Source organism: Corynebacterium sp. DNF00584, from assembly GCF_001552965.1.
Taxonomy (GTDB): Bacteria; Actinomycetota; Actinomycetes; order Mycobacteriales; family Mycobacteriaceae; genus Corynebacterium; species Corynebacterium phoceense.
On sequence record NZ_KQ959764.1, the window covers coordinates 14,291 to 31,647 of the forward strand.

Annotated in this window: 14 protein-coding genes and 1 tRNA gene; 1 reads left to right on the forward strand and 14 read right to left on the reverse strand. The window is 59.1% G+C overall.

From position 1 onward, the window contains the following. Nucleotides 1–5: 5 nt before the first annotated feature. Together HMPREF0307_RS09400 and HMPREF0307_RS12655 are read right to left on the reverse strand one after the other, a co-directional pair. Nucleotides 6–1,520: a glycosyltransferase family 4 protein gene (locus HMPREF0307_RS09400; protein ID WP_066492244.1), complete on the reverse strand. Its 1,515-nt coding sequence runs from the start codon at nucleotides 1,518–1,520 to the stop codon at nucleotides 6–8. A gap of 24 nt (nucleotides 1,521–1,544) precedes the next feature. Then, nucleotides 1,545–2,849, reverse strand: a complete 1,305-nt coding sequence (locus HMPREF0307_RS12655) for a glycosyltransferase family 4 protein (RefSeq protein ID WP_082723310.1) — start codon at nucleotides 2,847–2,849, stop codon at nucleotides 1,545–1,547. 307 nt (nucleotides 2,850–3,156) lie between these two features. On the opposite strand from HMPREF0307_RS12655, the gene HMPREF0307_RS09405 reads away from it, so the two are divergent. Further along, nucleotides 3,157–3,229, forward strand: a tRNA-Asn gene (locus HMPREF0307_RS09405). A 214-nt stretch (nucleotides 3,230–3,443) separates the two neighbouring features. Here the strand turns inward: HMPREF0307_RS09405 and HMPREF0307_RS09410 are convergent. From HMPREF0307_RS09410 to HMPREF0307_RS09465, 12 genes are all read right to left on the reverse strand, one after another. Next, nucleotides 3,444–3,866, reverse strand: a complete 423-nt coding sequence (locus HMPREF0307_RS09410; RefSeq protein ID WP_066492247.1) for a hypothetical protein — start codon at nucleotides 3,864–3,866, stop codon at nucleotides 3,444–3,446. Further along, entirely contained in the window at nucleotides 3,856–4,266 is a 411-nt protein-coding gene (locus tag HMPREF0307_RS09415; protein ID WP_066492257.1) for a hypothetical protein, read from the reverse strand. Before HMPREF0307_RS09415 ends, HMPREF0307_RS09410 begins: the two co-directional genes overlap by 11 nt. 4 nt (nucleotides 4,267–4,270) lie before the next feature. Further along, the gene (locus tag HMPREF0307_RS09420) at nucleotides 4,271–4,600 is read right to left on the reverse strand and encodes a hypothetical protein (protein WP_066492259.1); all 330 of its coding nucleotides are present in this window, start codon (nucleotides 4,598–4,600) and stop codon (nucleotides 4,271–4,273) included. Beyond that, nucleotides 4,600–6,042: a GH25 family lysozyme gene (locus HMPREF0307_RS09425; protein WP_066492261.1), complete on the reverse strand. Its 1,443-nt coding sequence runs from the start codon at nucleotides 6,040–6,042 to the stop codon at nucleotides 4,600–4,602. Before HMPREF0307_RS09425 ends, HMPREF0307_RS09420 begins: the two co-directional genes overlap by 1 nt. A gap of 60 nt (nucleotides 6,043–6,102) precedes the next feature. Then, on the reverse strand, nucleotides 6,103–6,459 hold the full coding sequence (locus HMPREF0307_RS09430; RefSeq protein ID WP_066492263.1) for a hypothetical protein: 357 nt from the start codon (nucleotides 6,457–6,459) through the stop codon (nucleotides 6,103–6,105). A gap of 19 nt (nucleotides 6,460–6,478) precedes the next feature. Then, the gene (locus HMPREF0307_RS09435; RefSeq protein WP_156435922.1) at nucleotides 6,479–6,826 is read right to left on the reverse strand and encodes a hypothetical protein; all 348 of its coding nucleotides are present in this window, start codon (nucleotides 6,824–6,826) and stop codon (nucleotides 6,479–6,481) included. 372 nt (nucleotides 6,827–7,198) lie between these two features. Continuing rightward, on the reverse strand, nucleotides 7,199–7,708 hold the full coding sequence (locus HMPREF0307_RS09440) for a hypothetical protein (protein WP_066492267.1): 510 nt from the start codon (nucleotides 7,706–7,708) through the stop codon (nucleotides 7,199–7,201). Between the two features lie 24 nt (nucleotides 7,709–7,732). Then, nucleotides 7,733–8,506, reverse strand: a complete 774-nt coding sequence (locus HMPREF0307_RS09445) for a hypothetical protein (RefSeq protein WP_066492270.1) — start codon at nucleotides 8,504–8,506, stop codon at nucleotides 7,733–7,735. A gap of 90 nt (nucleotides 8,507–8,596) precedes the next feature. After that, on the reverse strand, nucleotides 8,597–10,093 hold the full coding sequence (locus HMPREF0307_RS09450; protein ID WP_066492271.1) for a hypothetical protein: 1,497 nt from the start codon (nucleotides 10,091–10,093) through the stop codon (nucleotides 8,597–8,599). Further along, the gene (locus HMPREF0307_RS09455; protein ID WP_066492273.1) at nucleotides 10,093–10,965 is read right to left on the reverse strand and encodes a hypothetical protein; all 873 of its coding nucleotides are present in this window, start codon (nucleotides 10,963–10,965) and stop codon (nucleotides 10,093–10,095) included. The genes HMPREF0307_RS09450 and HMPREF0307_RS09455 overlap by 1 nt, the downstream gene beginning before the upstream one ends. After that, on the reverse strand, nucleotides 10,956–11,693 hold the full coding sequence (locus tag HMPREF0307_RS09460) for a hypothetical protein (RefSeq protein ID WP_066492276.1): 738 nt from the start codon (nucleotides 11,691–11,693) through the stop codon (nucleotides 10,956–10,958). The genes HMPREF0307_RS09455 and HMPREF0307_RS09460 overlap by 10 nt, the downstream gene beginning before the upstream one ends. Before the next feature lie 14 nt (nucleotides 11,694–11,707). Then, a complete protein-coding gene (locus tag HMPREF0307_RS09465; protein ID WP_066492277.1) occupies nucleotides 11,708–17,344 on the reverse strand; it encodes a tape measure protein in 5,637 nt (1,878 codons plus the stop codon). Between the last annotated feature and the right edge of the window lie 13 nt (nucleotides 17,345–17,357).

The window sequence follows — 17,357 nt, forward strand, 5'->3', positions numbered from 1 at the left end:
CATGGCTATCCAGCCAAATACAGGTTCCTAAATACTTCACCGATTTTGGCCCATGTTCGTTGTGAGGCCCATTGTTTGCCTCGTGTACTGATGCTCCGCGACATTGCTTCTTTAATACCCAAGCTAAGTGCCACCGGATCCTCTGGTTGCACATAGGTTTCGACTTCCCCAGTTACTTCTCGTAGCGCAGGGAGATCGGAAGCGACGACTGGGATGCCCAAGGCCTGAGCCGCGATGGTTTTAATCGGTGTCACAGTCCGGCAAACGAGCGTATCTTTCCTCGGGACCACCATCATGTCGAGTGCACTGTACCACTTCCAAATGTCCTTATGCGGTTGCTTTCCTACAAATTGAACACGATCCCCTATCCCCAATGATGTTGCGAGGGATTGCAGCTCTGAAAGCTTTTGACCATCGCCAACGATGATCGCCAAAAACTCTGGCCCCAGTTTGGTCATCGCCTGTAAGAAAAAATCAAGCCCCTCATAATCAACTACCGCAGTGATTGCCCCTACGATGATTTTGGAGATAGGTAGGCCCAGTTCAGAGCGCAATTCCGCACGGTCGGGTTTCTTATCGAGTAAGTCTCCTTCGACGCCATTTGGTGCAATTACAATCTTCTCTGGGCTCACGCCTCGCTCAATGAGACTTTGCTTTGAAATTTCACTCAGTACGACAACTGCTGCTGCTGCCTTGGCAGCCGCTAATTCTTGCGCTCTCGCAAGCCTAAAATACTCCGAATGGCGAGATACATGCTGAGTAATCGCTGGTTTCTTGGAAAGCCACGTGCGTTCCGGCTCACCACGCATCTCATAAACCCAAGGGATCTCTAGAATCATCGCTGCGCGACTCACTATGAGCGCATTCTCAAAGCCAGTTGTAGTTTGCAATACTTGGGCACCAGTTTTCCTAGCCACCTCAATGAGCGCATTGATTGCAGTTTCTTGCTGCGCTTCAAGTGACTCCGGGTACTGAGAGGGCAAAATGCGGTGATACTCGATGCCGTCAATGAATTCCTGTTCGGCGGTGGCAAAACGTCCAACGACCGCCGGGTATCCCAGACGCGTAGCCGCTGCGACCTCGAGACCAGCGCCTTGCATGGCTTTTAGAACTGCATGGCTACGCAACGAATAACCGGAATTAGTATGCGGAAGTGAATTCGTGAGGTAGTAAAGCACTTTCTGAGCCCGTTCTAAGGGAAGCGACGTAACAAACGGCTGCTCTAGGCGATTCCGCTCGCTCTGATACCACGCCGAAAGCGCCTGACTACCCGCCCCCGTGTTGTTGAGAACTTCAATTGCGCGAGTAATCTCCCCAGTGTCGTAAGCTTCTCGAGCGACCGATTCCGGCGTATCCGTCTCTGTGCGTGGGTTATACAGTTGAGCGACACGTCCTATGGCAGGAATACGCTTAAACCGCTCGCCGACATTGCGAGCAAGTCCTTGGGGGTCAATAGTGAGTTGCTCACGCACGAGCCCCTTCATGACCCGCAGTTGTCGATGACGCACTGAAAAATCCATAATTAATTCAACATCCTAATCCGGCTAATCCGTCTCAAGAACTTCAGCAATCAATTGCGCCAATGATTCAGGAGCATGAATGTCTCGCTCATCATCAACCCATCGTTTTGCCTGCGGATTTACGCGCAGGTTTTCTCGATTGCGGGCCAACGTTACCCACGATTCCCCGAGAGCTTGCGGGTCAGAAGGCGCAACTACATCTCCAGCCTCGAGTCCATTAATTAGCTCGGCAGCTTCGCCAGCCACTGCACCGCTGATGAAGACACCGGCAGAGATGAGCTCATACGTTTTCGAGGGGACAGTTCGATGTAGCGGCTCCCAGTCTGTCAGATGGACAAGAGCAACATCAGCCCATTGGTAAAATTCTTCGAGCTGCTGAGCCGGAACACGATCCAAAATTTCGACATCGAGGCCTAGTCGCTTCACCTGTTTCTTCAATGCTTCTTTTGTCGCCCCTGCGCCGACGAATTTCATTTGAATATGAACGCCTTTTTCTTGCGCGACTTGGGCCGCAAGTAGGGCGTTGCTGAGTTTTTGAGCGCGGCCCAAAGTCCCAGCATAGAGAACTCGAAGGCCATCGTCGCTCGTAGACTCTTCAAAAGTTTTCTTGAACGGCGATTCAACTGGGAATACATTGCGTACTGTAGCAATCGGCACTGCTCCACGCTTTCTCCACAAATGCAGGCTCTTTCTAAGCTGCTCCCGCAATGATTGCGCCGTAACGATAATCCCGGAAGATTGAGATAATGACAGATTGATCATCCTCTCAACCCCGATAAAGGCCAACTGCTTAGGCCCTGAGCTGAGGACACGCTCACGCAACGAACGCGAACCGGTTCCTTCGTTCCAGTCATCAGACTGTTTCAAAAGGTCGGGCCATGCATCGCGCAAATCGATGATGTACTTTAGTTTCAAATGACGAGCTAAAAGCATGGTGAGTACCGCTGTAGGAAGCGCTGGCACTGTGCCAATCAGCAGGTCTGGTTTTCCGTTCTCAAACAGGCGCCCAGCTTTCCACCCAGTGATCAGAGAGAATCCAGCAACAATCGCTTGGTTAAGGGCTTTCCCCGTAATACTCGGCCCCGTCAAGAAATAACGGGTACGAAAAATCCGTTCCCCGCTTGGACCGAGTTCCGGTTCAGCGGTCGTGGACCACAGTTGTTTACGCCACTCGCCCCAAGTCACTCGTCGCGCATAGTGCTCAGGAGGAGCAATCACTGATACCGAATGCCCCTGCTGTTGTAGGACACGAGAGAGCCAGGTCCATCGACGCTGCGGTACACCGTTTTCGGGATACCAATAGTGCGATAGCACCAAAATATTAGCCATCCCTCAACTCCTGATCCATCGAGACTAGCTTAGTAGCCTTATGCAACTTTCTCTGTCGATAAGTACAGTACCCGCGTCCTAGCATCCTTTGTTTAAAAGATTAGTCCTAAGTATGCCTTTGACCAACCGTAAAACGATTGGCACTCGTGGCCAACTCCTCTGCACGCTGAACAATTCACTGCCCAGAGACACGGCATTCAGAGATGGATTTTTCAGCTATACGCTGGCGATTTGCAAAGGGTACGGAGTCGCCGTTATAGTAATTCAACATCGCACAGAGAGCAGCAAAGTTCCTGGAGCAACACATTCCTCCATAGCTCAGTTGGCAGAGCATTCGACTGTTAATCGAAGGGTCACTGGTTCGAGCCCAGTTGGAGGAGCAAATAATTTACCCCCTTCTACCAGTAAATATGCTGGTGGGAGGGGGTTTCTACGTTTTGGGCATTACAGTCTTTTACAGTCGTTTACAGCGGTTTACAGTGGTGCATGTCGTGGGATTGCATGGCCGTTTTAGTCCCCTAAAACGCCGAAAAGGACCCCCACCACGAGGGTGAGGGTCAAACTTCATAAACTTCAAAGGCTTTCACAAGGGGGCTAGTCCTCGTCCGGGTAGGTCGATATTTTCCACTCTGGATAGGTCATCATCGGGGGCGGGGGCAGGGTGATGTCTTTCTCCACCGCCCAGAATTGGAGTTTGCGCCAGTAGCCCGCGACGTACAGCTGATACTCGTGGTGGATCTTGTCCTTGGCGCGTAGCTCGCCTACCTCATCATCCAGGCGCTGAATCGTCTCCTCTAGCCGGTCTAGGCGGCGGGCATCACTAGCCTCATCAGCGGCGATAGCTTCCTGCTTATGCCTGGTCAGTGCTTTGCTCGCCGCGCCGATAATGCCGCCGTAGTTTTCAGCCGCCTTGGAGAATAGGCCACTCACGAAAGCGAGGATGATGGCGATAGAGAGAAAGAAGCCCAGCGGGTTCTTCGAGCCGGATAGGAACGTGGGTATTTCGTCAATCTGCACTATGCTCCCTCCGGTTTTTGGCGACGGCCATGCGGATTGTGAGTGCCCAGGCGATGACTGCCCAGATGAACGCGGTCGTGAGGTACAGGGTGAGGTAGCGCCAATCGTCGAATGAGCCGTCCTTGAACACGTCGTCCACAACCATGAGGGCGAACGCGAGATAGATAGCGGTGGTGAGTAAAGCACCGCCGCGCACAACCCGGTTGGAGCTAGACGCTAGCCCTGCCGCGATGACGGCAGCGGCGACGAGGCACGCCACACCCCAAGCGAAAGCAGGGCCAAGACCATCAATCTCAAAGACTCCGACGCCGCTGTGAGTATCTCCGGTGACGTAGTCGAGGCCGCGTGACGCCATCTGAAACGCCAGGGCAGCGATGATGAGGCGGAGGGAGCGGGTCACGGCCTCACTCCCCCGCGGTGGTGGGGCCGGTGTAGACCGGCAGGGCGGGCACGTCCTCCGGCTCCGGTGTGACGGGCTGCTCAATGACTACACCTACAGGGGCCTGATCTGACTCGCGGCCCGTATTCACGGCGGCGAGGAGGCCACCAATGAGCGCGGCTAGACCACCGGTCTGTCCCAGCCAGCCGTCTACCTGCTCGGGGCTGGCGATGCCGAATGCGACGAGGGCCAGGCCCACGGCGGCGACGATGACGTACACAGCGAGCCGAATCCACCACGGGGTTCCGATGACGGCGCGAGGCTTCGGTGCGGAATTGGTGTAGTGCTTGGCCATTAGTGCTCGCCTCCTAGGAGCTGGTCGAGCTTGCGCTCAATACGGACGATCATCTGAATCATGTGAGCAAGGGCGTCAACCGGAGTAATGCCCTTACCCTTCTCGTTCACCCCTAGGTGCTTCCAGCCGGGGTACGACGCCTCAATGTCCACGGTGCCGTCCTCGCGGAGAATCTTGTCACGCCCGCCCGTGATTTGCTGGCGAATATCCTTCACATCCGAGCCAATGGGGTCGGTGATGCGAATATCGACGTAGCGCTTGGTCTCTTCGGTTTTCCGGTCAATATGCTCGAGAATTCTTTGAATATCAGCCATGCTTAGCTCCTGCTCTTGCTTTCCTGTGAATAGTGTTTCCAGCTGTGCCCTGCTGCCCCGGTAGGCGTTGATGTCCACGCTGTAGCCCGCGACCTGCGCGTTGCTGCCGAACTGCCACAGGGCGGGTTTCTGATTGCCCAGCGGGTAGTCCCATTGGCGGTGGTGGTCGCCGGGGTAAATGTCACGCGGCTTGCCCCTCGGGTTGCCGCCGTAGGCTGCGACCCAGAACGCTCCGAACTCGTGACTGTCCGGCTCGTGGGGGCTGATACGCCCCTCCCAATACGGGACGTAGGAGTACGCGCCGATGACGCGCACGCCCCGGCGCTCGAACTCGGCCTTGCAGGCGCGGATGTGGTCAACATGAAGGCCCGCGTTGGTCTCCACGTCAATCCACAGCGGGCGCTTCTTGTCGCCCATGACCTCCAGGGAGGCCTGCACTTGCTGCGCCACGCTAGTGCCCTCGCTCGGGTTCCTGAGGTAGTGATAGGCGGCGGTGAGCATTCCCGCGCTCTCCGCGTCCTCAAGATGAGAGCGGTAGCACCTGTCCTTGTAGGTGCCGTCCGTGGTGCGGATAATGGCGAAGTCGATACCCTCACGCTTCGCCTGCGCGAGCGACATGCCGTCCTGGTGCTCGGACACGTCGATGCCGAAGATGACGCCCGGCGCGGCCTGGTCCCCGCCGGGTTCTCCTGGCCAGCGTGCATCGCGGAGGACTACCTCGGGGTCGAGGATGGTCTCGCCGAGTACGCGCTGCGCGGGCGCGACCCATGAGTATCGGTAGAACTCGAAGTGGAGGTGTGGTGGCACGCCTCCGTTGGTTGCGCTGTTCGGGTTGATGCGTCCGATACGCTGACCTTCTCTAACGTGTTCGCCGGTGGCGACCTCTGGGATGATGTGGCCGTAGACGGATTCACCGCCGCCGACGCTGGCGGGGTGGTCGAGTCTGATCCAGCGCCCGAAGCCGCTTGCTGGCCCGGCTGCGATGATGGTGCCGTCCTTGACGGCGTAGATGGGGTAGCCGCCTGAGCCTCCGTCGCGGCCAAAGTCGGTGCCCCAGTGGGTGGTGCCCCACCGTGCGCCTATTGGGCTTGTGACATAGAAGCCTTTTTGTACTGGCATTGTGGTCATAGCCTCCTCCTTTCTTGGGTATAAAAATGCCCCTCGTGGGGGCTGGGTTGGTTTTCGCAGTTAGTCTTGGGCGGGCATCGGGATGATCACGAATGAAAACGTGTCATTCGTCGTGGCGTCGGCGGCGCGCAGATAGATGTAGGCGTTGTTGCTCACGGCCTCAACCAGGTTGATGCCACCAGGGTTTTCCCGCCACCATTGCACATCACGCCGCCTGTCACCATCCGTCAGGACGAGTGTCGTCGAGCCTCTATAGGTGGTGGAGAGCTGCACATGTGAAACGCCTTTCGGGATGCCGATGAGGTCGATTTGGCCGCGCTGGTGCGCCTTGCCAGCGGCAATGACAGGATTCGTGCCCGGCGCGCCGGTCATCACGACCGAGTACGGCATTGCGTCTTCAAAGATTGGGGTGGTCATGCCGCCACCTCCACTGCGGTTAGGCGGGCACCTGGAAAATCGTGATTCCCAGCAGCGTGGGGTTCGACGGGTCTGCCGTCGAGACGAATGGGACCACAGTTCCCGCCTTGTCCATGATGACTCGGACGATGCGGCCCTTGTGGGGGCCGTCCATGCCGAACACGGCCCGCGACCCCACGTAGAGGGACATCCACCGCTCCTCGTCGAAGTCGATGATTAGCTGATGCACACCGGCGGGGAGCCAAAAATCGGTAGCCGTGTCTTTCGGACCGCGCCCGGCCACAATCTGGCCCCGAGTGCTGCCCTCGGTTGAGACGGGCTTGATGACCAGTGAGCGCATCCAGGCTTCTTCTAGTGGTGCGGTCATTTACGCCACCGCCCGGCGCGCTAGACCGGATAAATCGTGAGTGTGCCCCTGTGATCCTCCGCCACATTTTGAGCTTTCGCCGCAGGGCGGACATACACCACGACTTTCTCCCCGGGTTTTGCCCCACCCCGGCCCGTCGTCCCCCCCGCCGTTAAATTCGGTGAGCTTCCGCCATTCCCAGCCCTTGCCATTATGGTGCTGGTGCCAAAGCTCGGCCTTTTGCGGCCCAGACCAGGACGCAGATACCAAGCTCGGCCCCTCCAGGCGGTAGTGGTCGCCACCATCTACGCGCGTGAGCTGTTCATTCCCAGCTTGTCTTACCAGTGTGAATGACACCGGCATTGCAATATCGGGTGTTGTCATTTCTCCTCCTTAGTGTGTTGCTGCAGCTCCAGGGCGTGGACGGTCCCCGGCCGCCGGGGCATCACCAGTGCCTGCTGCAGTGGTTGGTTTTGGTGGTGTGACGTCCAGCCACACCGTGCGGTCCGTGAAATCATTCGGCAGGTCAGTCAGTGCGGTCTTTTGGAGGATGTGTCCTTTCCACAGGACGTGCTCACCCGGCAAAAACGGCACAGTCTCCACAGCCTGGCTGACCGCACCGATACCGTCCGCGCGCATCGTCGCAGGCAGTTTCGCGTCCTGCGGGGTCGCCAGCGCACCCTGCTCACGCAGCCGCTGTACCGCATGCGTCGCGCCCTCCTGGATTGCTCTCTCACGCTCCCGGCGCGCTGGCTCTTCATCGAAGCACCACCCGCGGTGGCGCATCAGGCCAGCGTCGGAGAGGCGTTGGACGACTTGCTTGGCAGCCTCTTCGAGCTGCCAGGCGTCAAGCCCCTCTATGGCCTTGACGAATTGCTCAAGGCCTGCTTCTGGTGCTGTCATTATCCTTTCCTTTCATTTCTCTGGCTACTGTTCTTTGAATGCCACGTAGGGTGGCCACACGGAAATATCCGTGCCGGGAATCTGCACTTTCTTCGCCCGCACGGACTTGCCGTCCTTGCTCAATTGGGCCTCCCGTGTGGAAAAGGCCACGCTGCGTTCAAACGCAACGGCACCGTCAGAGCGCACGCTCACCGGGTTCTCGACGGGGTTTTTATACACATCAGTCGGGATAAACTTGCCCGTCTCCCTATCCACCTCAAGCACGTATTCGGGTTTGTTCGGCAGCCACACCTCGACCTGTATGTGCGCCTGGGTGAACACCATCTGTGGCGCTCCCTGCTCAAACACATCTGAGCGGTATCCTGGTCCGACATTGAACGTGTACAAGTCCACAGCCGATTTACCGCCGATGGCGGCCTTGTACTCGATTTGGAACTGGACTCGGCCCCACCACGTGCCATGCGCGGTAAATTTCAGCCCCCGCTGCTGGTTCCAGTCAGTGGTGGTCAGCAGGTCGTCGTGTTTTTTCGACCCCGCACCCACATGATTAAACAGCCTGGTCCGTCGGTCCCTGTTCCACGCAATCAGGTTGCGGTGCACATCAAGACCACCTGAGAGGTAGTACTGCTGGATCGCAAGGGTGTGTGCCTTGGCTTTCTCCGCACCCTGGCGCGCCTCGTGCGCTTTCTGCCGCTCCTGTTCGGCAAGCTTGCGCTTATCCTCGGCGAGTTTGCGCTCCTGCTCGGCTTCGTTGCGGCGTCGCTCCGCCTCCGCTCGTGCGAGCTCTGCAGCCGCCATGGACGAGGATGCTGCCATCATCGCGTTGCTTGCTCGACTGCGGGCGGTCTCCGCAAGCTTGCGCTGCTGCTCAGCGGCATTACGCTGCGTCTAAGCGGCAGCACGTTTCCCCTCCGCATCAGAACGCGCCGTCTCAGCCTGATCACGCGCAGTCTCAGCAGCAGACCGCGCAGACTCGGCCTTCGAGCGCTCATTCTCTGCTTGCACACGCTGCTGCTCCGCCTTTTTGCGCTCCTCCTCCGCCCACATGCGCGCCTGCTCCGCTGCTGCCATCGCGGCAGCAGCAGCCTGCATCGACTGCATCGCACGCTTACGCGCCTGCTCCGCCTCATTGCGTTTCGCTTCTGCATCAGCACGTTTGGTTTCGGCAGAGTCGCGGGCTTGCTCAGCTAAGCGACGCGCTGTCTCCGCATCATTGCGTGCTTCCTCCGCTTTCCGCAGTGCCTCCTGTGTCAGCGTCTTCGCCTGCGTTGCCGCCTGCGACGCCGTGGATGACGCTTCCGACGCTGTTTTCGCCTGCGACGACGCGTCCGACGCCTCCCGTGATGCCTGCTGCGACGCCTGCGACGCATCCGACGCCGCATCCGAAGCATCGGTGGCTTCCTTGACGCGATCAGCAGCCTCCCGCGCATAATCGAAGCTCTTCTGCGAATGCCGCCTCGCCTGGTCCGAGTACTCGAAGCTCTTCTCCGAATGCTCACGCGACCGCTCCGAATAATCCAATGAAAGCATGCTGTGTGACACCGACTGTGCCGACGACGCCGACGACCGCTGCGACGCCAACCGCGCCTCCAACGAGGACCGCGCCGCATCCTTCGAATGCTGGTCCGCAGCCTCCGAATGCTCAGCCGCTTTCTCCGACGCCTCAGTCGCCTCACGCACATGACTAGCAATCGTCCCGTCAGCATCTTTGACCGCCGTCAGCGCCTCATGGGCAGCAGACTTCGCAGACTCCGCGGTGTTTTTTGCCGATGCCGCGACCTTGCTCACCGACCCCACAGCCTCAAGCCGCTCACGACGCTCCTGCATAATCTCGAACTCACGGTCCTGGATGTCTCGCTCGCGAGCGGCATCATCCTCAACCAGGGCACCGCCAACATGAACGCGCCAGTCAACAACAGCCCCAGCCTCAACCTTGTCTTCAATCAAGGTCACCGGCTGCATCAGCACACGGTTCCAAATCAACACCGGAACAATGTCATCGACATCGAAATCGACCCGCGGCACTAGAGCTCCCAACGCTGACCTGTCAAAATCCTGCTGGAACAACGCATCACCATCGGTACGCCGAGCGGCATCGTCAAGCACACGCTCAACATCACTACGGCCCGAGAACGGGACCATAGCGCCAGTCTCCGAATACTCCGCCGCAGTAATCGACACATTAGCGCGCACAAACCTACGGCCCATCCGCCCCGGCGCGTCACGGAGTTTGGCGGCGTAGCCGAAGTCTTGGTCGTCAGGGATTTCTGGCTTGTGGTCGTCGGGGACGGTATCAGGCCATGTGACTGCCCAGGTGCCGTAGGCGTACGAGGCAAGTGAACGTAGGACAGTGAGTTCACCGCCGTCGGCAATGAGTGGGTGCATCAGACCTCCTCAATCTTGTTGACATGAATGATTTGAATAGGATGCGCCCAGCTATGGGCCGCGACTGTTTCGACACTGTTACGGCACAGGATTGGGGGATCCCCCGGCCACCACAACGACACGTCGATACCGACACCAGCTACTTTGCAGGCGCTAGCGACAGTGTCGAGGACGGGATCATCGTTGACGCGGATGAGTACTCGATCCGAAGTATCGGACTGAGTGTCGTAGGCGACGACGGCGTGTGGCTGGTTGTCCCATCCGTAGAGTTTGTTGACTGCGTCGAGCGAGTCTTGGATGAGGTTGCGCACGGTTGACACTGCAGGACCGTCCATGGTGTACCCGTCGGCTTTGGTAGCCAGACGAACTTGAGCAAGCTCGCGTGGCAGCACGTAGGTCACGCCGGATGCATCGGTACGCCATTCAGTAAAGGCGGCACGTTTCCATTCGGCTGGGATAGATGGGCAAGGCCACCACGCCAGCCCGTCGAGGAGGTCGAGGGCGTGGATGGTAAGTGTGGACGGCGCCGACTTTCCCGCGACAACTGTGTAAATGATGGTTGCTGCGCGGCGTTGCCCGTCAGAGCGCACCATCATTAAAAGCCGGGTTGGCCCGTTGGCAGGAACAAGCGCACCGGTGGAGTCCTGGACTCCAAGGCCGTTCCCAACAAGCTCATCAAGCACACGATCGCCAGGCTGCACCGAAACCTCAACCTCAACGGAGGAGGCCGTCAGCCTAGCCTTGGGAAAAGTCACGGAAATGACGCCACCTAGCTCGAGAAGAGGTAACCCATTCTCGTCGAGGATTCCCAACCACTGGCCCTCGTCGGCAACTACCCTGTCAATGTGCTTGCGCCAGTTCGTTAGATCCACGGGTTAAGTACTCCTTCCTCCCACTCGAGGTACGCACCAGCTGGAAGCCCAAATAAACGAGTTTCACCGACCGGGACCATCTCACCCACGGCATCGACAGTGATGGCCGCGCGCGTGTTACCGACCCAGACGCGTGCACTATTTGACCGTCGCAGCGGCAGGCGATGCTCGACGGTGACCGCAGGCAGCGTGAACGACGCCCCGGAGGGAAGACGCACTGTGCCCCCACTACCCGACCACACCAAAGTTGGCCAGATAGGTACGTCCCCACCGTTAGCGATCGATACCGAACTGCCGGACGCCGTGTAGTGGCGTGACCACACACCGGCGTAGCACACAGCAGATAATTCGATGCGCGCACCCTGGCGAGGTACGGCACCAGGCGCAGGCAGCGAGGCCGCGAGCTGCATCGCCACCTGGTACTCGGCACCACTATCACGCCGAAGGAGCAGGGTGCCCGGCGCGCGGGTTGAAAAATCCGCGTGGGCTTTAACCCACTGGTCGAAGGTGAAGAGGACGAGAGTAAACGACCCCTCCATTGGTGCGACCGTGCGATCGGCAAGCAACAGTGCCGCGCCCGGTTCACCTGGCACCACGACCGGATTGTCGGTATAGGTACCGACGAATCCCGAGAGAGTATCAACCTCAATAAACGGTGTACCGTCACTGCCTTCGAGTAGTTGGTATTCCGCCCCAGTTGGCGCGCGATACCGCAGGGAATAACCCATGGACGTTCCTTTCTTTAGCGTCTCCTGTAGGCCACCTCGGCCGCCAGCGGCGTCTTGTTCTCCAGTTGCACAACTCGTGCATTCAGATTGCCTGCCATCTCCTTGACCTGCTCCGCGCTAAACGCATCGCCGGTCATGTACAGCACCTTGTCGGGCTGAGCAGCAAGCTGACGCAGTTGGTCGGCGGTATCGGCCTGGTAGTTGGCCAGCTTTTCGACTGCGGCGCGCACTCCGGCGTCTTGGGTTTCGTAGTACTTCGCCCATGCCTCATGCGAAGCTTTCTCAGACTCCAACGCGGTGATTTCGTTGTTCATCGGATTCAGCTTCGTGCGGTAGTCCACCTCGGCCAGCTGCTTTTCCAGCTGTCGCCGCATTTCCGACTCGTTGGCCTTGATGTCGATCTGCTTGTTCTTGTACTCGATTTCATCGAGAGCTCGAGCAGCATCACCTAGCGACGAGTTCTTTATCATCTGCTCAACCATGTCGGTATGCCCGGTGAACCCGAGCCACCCTGCAGACGACATCACCTTGTTGACATCGCGCTTGTTGACGTTGGCTGATTTGAACTCGTCGGTTTGTTCCAGCTCGCGAAGCTGCTGGTCGATCTGGGCGAGACGACGCTTGTCCATCGCCCCAGCACCGGATGCGTGATACGAGAACACACGCCACCAATTCTTGCCCTGGTTGGCCTTGATATTGGCTTTCTCGGCCTGCAGGTCAGCCCACCGCTGCGCGGCCGTAGCCTCCCCTTCTCCCATGCCGAATGCCTTGCCCGAGGCCACCGCCAGCTTTTCAGCAGCAGTACCCAGCTGGGCCGTCACATCCTTGAGATTCAGGGCAGCCACGGTTGCCTTCCAGACTGCCTCGAGGTTGGCCTGCTGCGCCTGGGCCGCCAGCAACCGCTCGCCAACCTGCGCGGCCTGCACCTTCTCCCACAGGGAGCGCGACGTGTCAGACCACGTCGACATGTCCGCCATGATCGAATCCATCGACGCGCCGAACTCATCCGTACCTGCCTTAAGGCTGTTGCGGAACCGGTCGTACGACAGCGACAGGTCATCGTAGTTACTCATGCTGGCCTTAAGGTCAGCGCGACGCTGCGCCTCAAACTCGGCCTGGGCTTCGGCAACAGTGACCGCACCCTCGAGTTGTGAGCGCACCCCGTCCATTTGTGCGATGCGCACATTACGCAGAGCTGCAGCCAATTCGATTTGTGCCAGCATTTGCTGGACGATGAGCTTGCTGACCTCCCCGCGCAGCTTCGTGACCATACCGGCGAGCTGTGCGATGGACCCGAACGCGTTGCTTATTCCCGACCATGCAGTAGCGAATCCTTGTTGGACTGCCACGATCTTGTCGGAAATCCACGTGACGATCTTCTTGGTCACCTTGATAACAGTCTCGGCGACTTGGATCGCTGCAGCAACCTCCGCACGACCAGTAGCCTCCGCAGCCAACCGCACGGCACCCAGCGAAGACTGGTACTCATTCTCCGCGTCGGTGACTGCCTCCTGTGCCTTGAGAAGCTCCTCGGCGGACTTCGACCCGTTCTTTTCTAGCTCCTTGGCCGCGTCCTCGCGCACACGCTTGAGCTTCTCCTCTGCGTCAGCGACCTTCTTAGCTTTCTTCGAGCCGTCCTTATCCGACTTCGCCGCCGGAGTCGTCTTCACCTCCTCGAGGTTCTTCTCTGCGTCCTTGATGCGGCGCTGCATCTTGTCGGACAGCTCCACATCTTTGCCTTGCATTTCGCGGTACTGGGCACGCGCAGAGATCAGATTCTTCTCAGCCTGGGTGACCGCCTCGGTCGCATCAACCTGCGCAACGGACGCATCTTCCAGGTCCTTATAGGCTCCGGTAACCCCACCGAACGTGGACTTCAGGCCAGTGATTCCAACCAGGGATCCAACACTGTCGGCAAGCCCCAGGCCCTCGGTGGCATCCATACCAGAAAGGTAGGCGCGGATGTTCGACCCGTCCTGAACGTCGCGCACCACATCACCCAGGAAGGCGATCTTGTTGGCGATCTTCTCCCCGGCGCGCTCGCCAAAGACTTCAGCAAGCCCGGCATAGCCGCTGTCGGAGCCGTTCCATGCAGCTGTTAGTTCATCGGCCATGGCTTCCCACGGCACGCTTGAGAACTTGGTCAGCGCAGATGTCAAGCCCGGCACCAGGCCAACGAACTTGTCGAAAGCCACAGTCTGGGTTGAGTTAAGGACGCGCTCGGGCTTGCCCTTATTTACTGCGATGCCGTTGGTGGGGAGGATTCCGCCGGTGTCGTAGATGTGTGCCCGCCACTTCTTAAGCTGGGTGCGCTTGTGCTCGTCCTTCTCCCACTCCGACTTGAGGTTCGAGGCCGTGCCCCAGTCGATGGTGTCGAGCTTGATGCCGGTGTCGACGGTGACACCGGTAGTCGATGTGTTGGCTACCTTGCCGTTGACAAGAGCTTCTGATGCCGCCGTACCGACGGCGGTGCTGCCCTTGAGTGCGCGCCACCACACATCGGTGAACTGGCCGTCGCGGGAGCCTGCGGCGCGGCCACCAATCTGGCCGTTGCCACGCCCGCCGCCCATCTCAACGTTGGTGGACTCGCCCTTAGGGCCGTAAATTGTGCTCGCGGTATGGCCGCCCCAGGGACCGCCGTTGAAGTAGGCGACCTCAAATGCGTTCTTGCCAGAGCTACGCCCCCGCTTGAACCCGTGCTGTGCCAGCCAGGAGCCCTGCGAGCCAGTGGCGAATTTGCGGCCTGTCGTGTCTACTCCGGCGACCAGGGCTGCTACGGCGGACTGGGTGCCCGAGCAGTCGCCCCAGTTTCCGTCCAGGCCGCCGCCCCACACGTAGGGCGACCCCTCCAGCGAGCCGGGGGCCTGGTTGCCGTTGACGTTACCGCCATGCAGGAACTTCAACACATCCGAGTAACCCACCACGCCGCCGTCGGCGTAGCCAGGAAGGCCAAGGTCGCCCTTGCGCCTGTCGAGCTTGCCTCCGTTGATGGCCGCCAACAGCGGAAGGTACTGCTTAGTGGCTGCGCGGTTGACGATGAATTCACCTGGTTCCACACGTGCGATCGGGGTCTTCTTCTCCGTCGACCAACCAAGGATGGGGTCTCGCTGTGAGTTCGACACACCGGGGATGGATGGCAGGACACCGCTACGGGCGAAGCCGGCCAGGCCACCAAAATGTAAGCCGGGAACGAATCGCTCCACGGAATCCGGCACGACGGAACGGATAGCGTCCATCACCGCCGATCCGGCGTTACGTACACCGTCGGCAAGGCCCTGGATGATCGAGCGGCCCGCGTCTAGGAGCCAGGAGCCGGCACCCGCGAACGCAGCCTTGATCTTGCCTGGGATTTCCCGGAACCCGTTGACCATGTCGTTGAGGCGGTTCTTAATGGCGGCTATCGCGTTGTGAATGGCCTGTTTGAATACGTCGAAGGCTGCGCGCATGGCGTCGGTGTTTCCGCTGAATACGGACTTCACGACGTTAATCGCGGCCTTAAACGGTTCGAAGACAACGTTCTGAATGAACTGCCAACCGTTGTTGAACGCGGTCTTAAGCCCCTCCCAGATCGCCGAGAGTGCCCCTACGACTGCACTCCAGATGTTCTGCAAGCCTTGGACTTCGTTTTGCCAGGCCGTAATGAAGACGGACTTGATGAAGTCCCAGCCTGCCTGGAACGCAGACTTGAGCCCCTCCCACGTCGACGAGATCGCACCGCTAACCGACTCCCAGGTAGTCTTAATGCCTTCAACGGCACCATCCCACAGAGTGAAGAACGCCCCCTGGATAGCCTCCCACCCAGTGCTAAACGCGGTGGTGATCGTGCCCCAGGTAGATGAAATCCAGCCTGTAAACCCTTCCCAGGCAGACCGTATTGCGTCGACGGCGCCGTTCCACAGGTCAAAGAAGGTGGACTTGATGATCGTCCACGCCGCAGTAAATCCTGCAGTCAACAGTGTCCATGTCGAAGAAATCCAGGTGGTAAACCCCTGCCATGCGGACTGCAGCGCAGCGGTGAAGGTAGCCCACAGCTGTCGGCCGGTCTCTGTCTTGGTGAAGAATGCCCACAAGGCGGTGCCAATTCCGACGATTGCTGTAATTGCCCACCCGATGGGGCCCATAGCTACGACCCAGGAGGCGGCAATCTTTGCGGCGTTGACGGTGGCCTGGATACCGGCTTTCACCCAGCCCGTGCCGAGGGAAGCGAGGGCGAGCAGGGCAGAGCCTGCGTTTTGGGCGCGCACCAGCACCCATGCCGCAACCTGCTTAGCCGCGCCGATAGTTGCCTGCACGCCGGCCATAATCCAGCCCGCGCCCACCTTCCAAAGATTAAGCACAGCCGCAGCGCCCGACTTGACCGCCTCAATCTTAGTGGAAATCCACGCCGCGACCTGCTTAGCCGCGCTTACGGTAGCTGCGATACCTGCCGCAGTCCACTTAGCAGCCAGGCCGATCATAACGGGTGCAACCGCCGGGGATACCACAGTCGCCAGGCCGAGAAGCTTGTTTTTATTGTCGGCGATCCACGTCCCTGTAGTCTGGAAAGCATCACCCACGCCGCGCACCACATCGGGAATTGAGCGCAGGCCCGCCCCCACGAGCGGGATGACTTTCCCTGCTAGGTCATTAAACCCGTTGATAAGATCGGTCAGAAACGGTTTAGCTGCTGTCAACCCATCCGACATCGCGCCGACAAGCGTGGCCTGGAGGTTACCAAGCGCACCCTCGTAAGTACTCACGGACTCCGCAGCCTGCTTCGCCCCGTCCTGCTGCCCTAGCTCCATCACAGCCTGGTTGAATTCCTCGGCGGTGATCTGACCGTCGGCCATGGCGTCGCGGAAGTTGCCCGTGTACGCCCCGTTTTTAAGCATGGCCTCTTGCAGCACTCCTGAGGCACCGGGGATGGCGTCAGCGAGCTGATTCCAGTTCTCTGTGGTGAGCTTGCCTGCGCCTGCGGTCTGAGTCATGACCATGCCGACGCTCTTGAAGGTGTCGGCGTTGCCGCCAGACACCGCGTTGAGGTTACCGGCGGCCTCAGCCAGGTTGGAGTAGTCTTTAACGCCGTTGGAGGCCAGCTGCGCGGTCATGGACTGGATGTCACCGAGGTCATAAACCGTGGCGTCAGCGTAAGCCTTGGCCTGGGCGGTGACCTTATCGATCGTGCCGGTATCAAGCCCCGCAAAGCTAAGAGTGGACTTGAACTTATCCGTCGCGTCCGAAGCGGTCACGGCTTCAGCAGCAAGCCCCTTGAGCCCGCCGATGGCCGCGGACGTCGCGGCTGCGACTCCACCGCCAACTGCGCCGACAACAAAACTGTTTTTGAGCGCATCGGTGGCACGCTTACCTGCACTACCGACAGACTTCTCCAGTTCGTCACCCACAGCCTTGCCAGTCTTGACCCCGGCACCCTTAACCGCGGCCTGCATGGCCTGGTCAAGCTCTTTACCCAGCTCGGAACCGGCAGACTTCCCCTTGCCCTTAATGCTCGCATCAAGCGCTTTGGCCGTTGACGTTGCCATAGACCGGCCAAGGTCTTTGCCAGCCGACGCACCAATGGAGTCGAAGCTCTTAACGACCTTATTGATTCCATCGGCGAACTTTGACGTCTCCGGAAGGATCGAGATGTAGGCAGTAGCCAGATTGATCGCCATGGGCAGGCTCCTT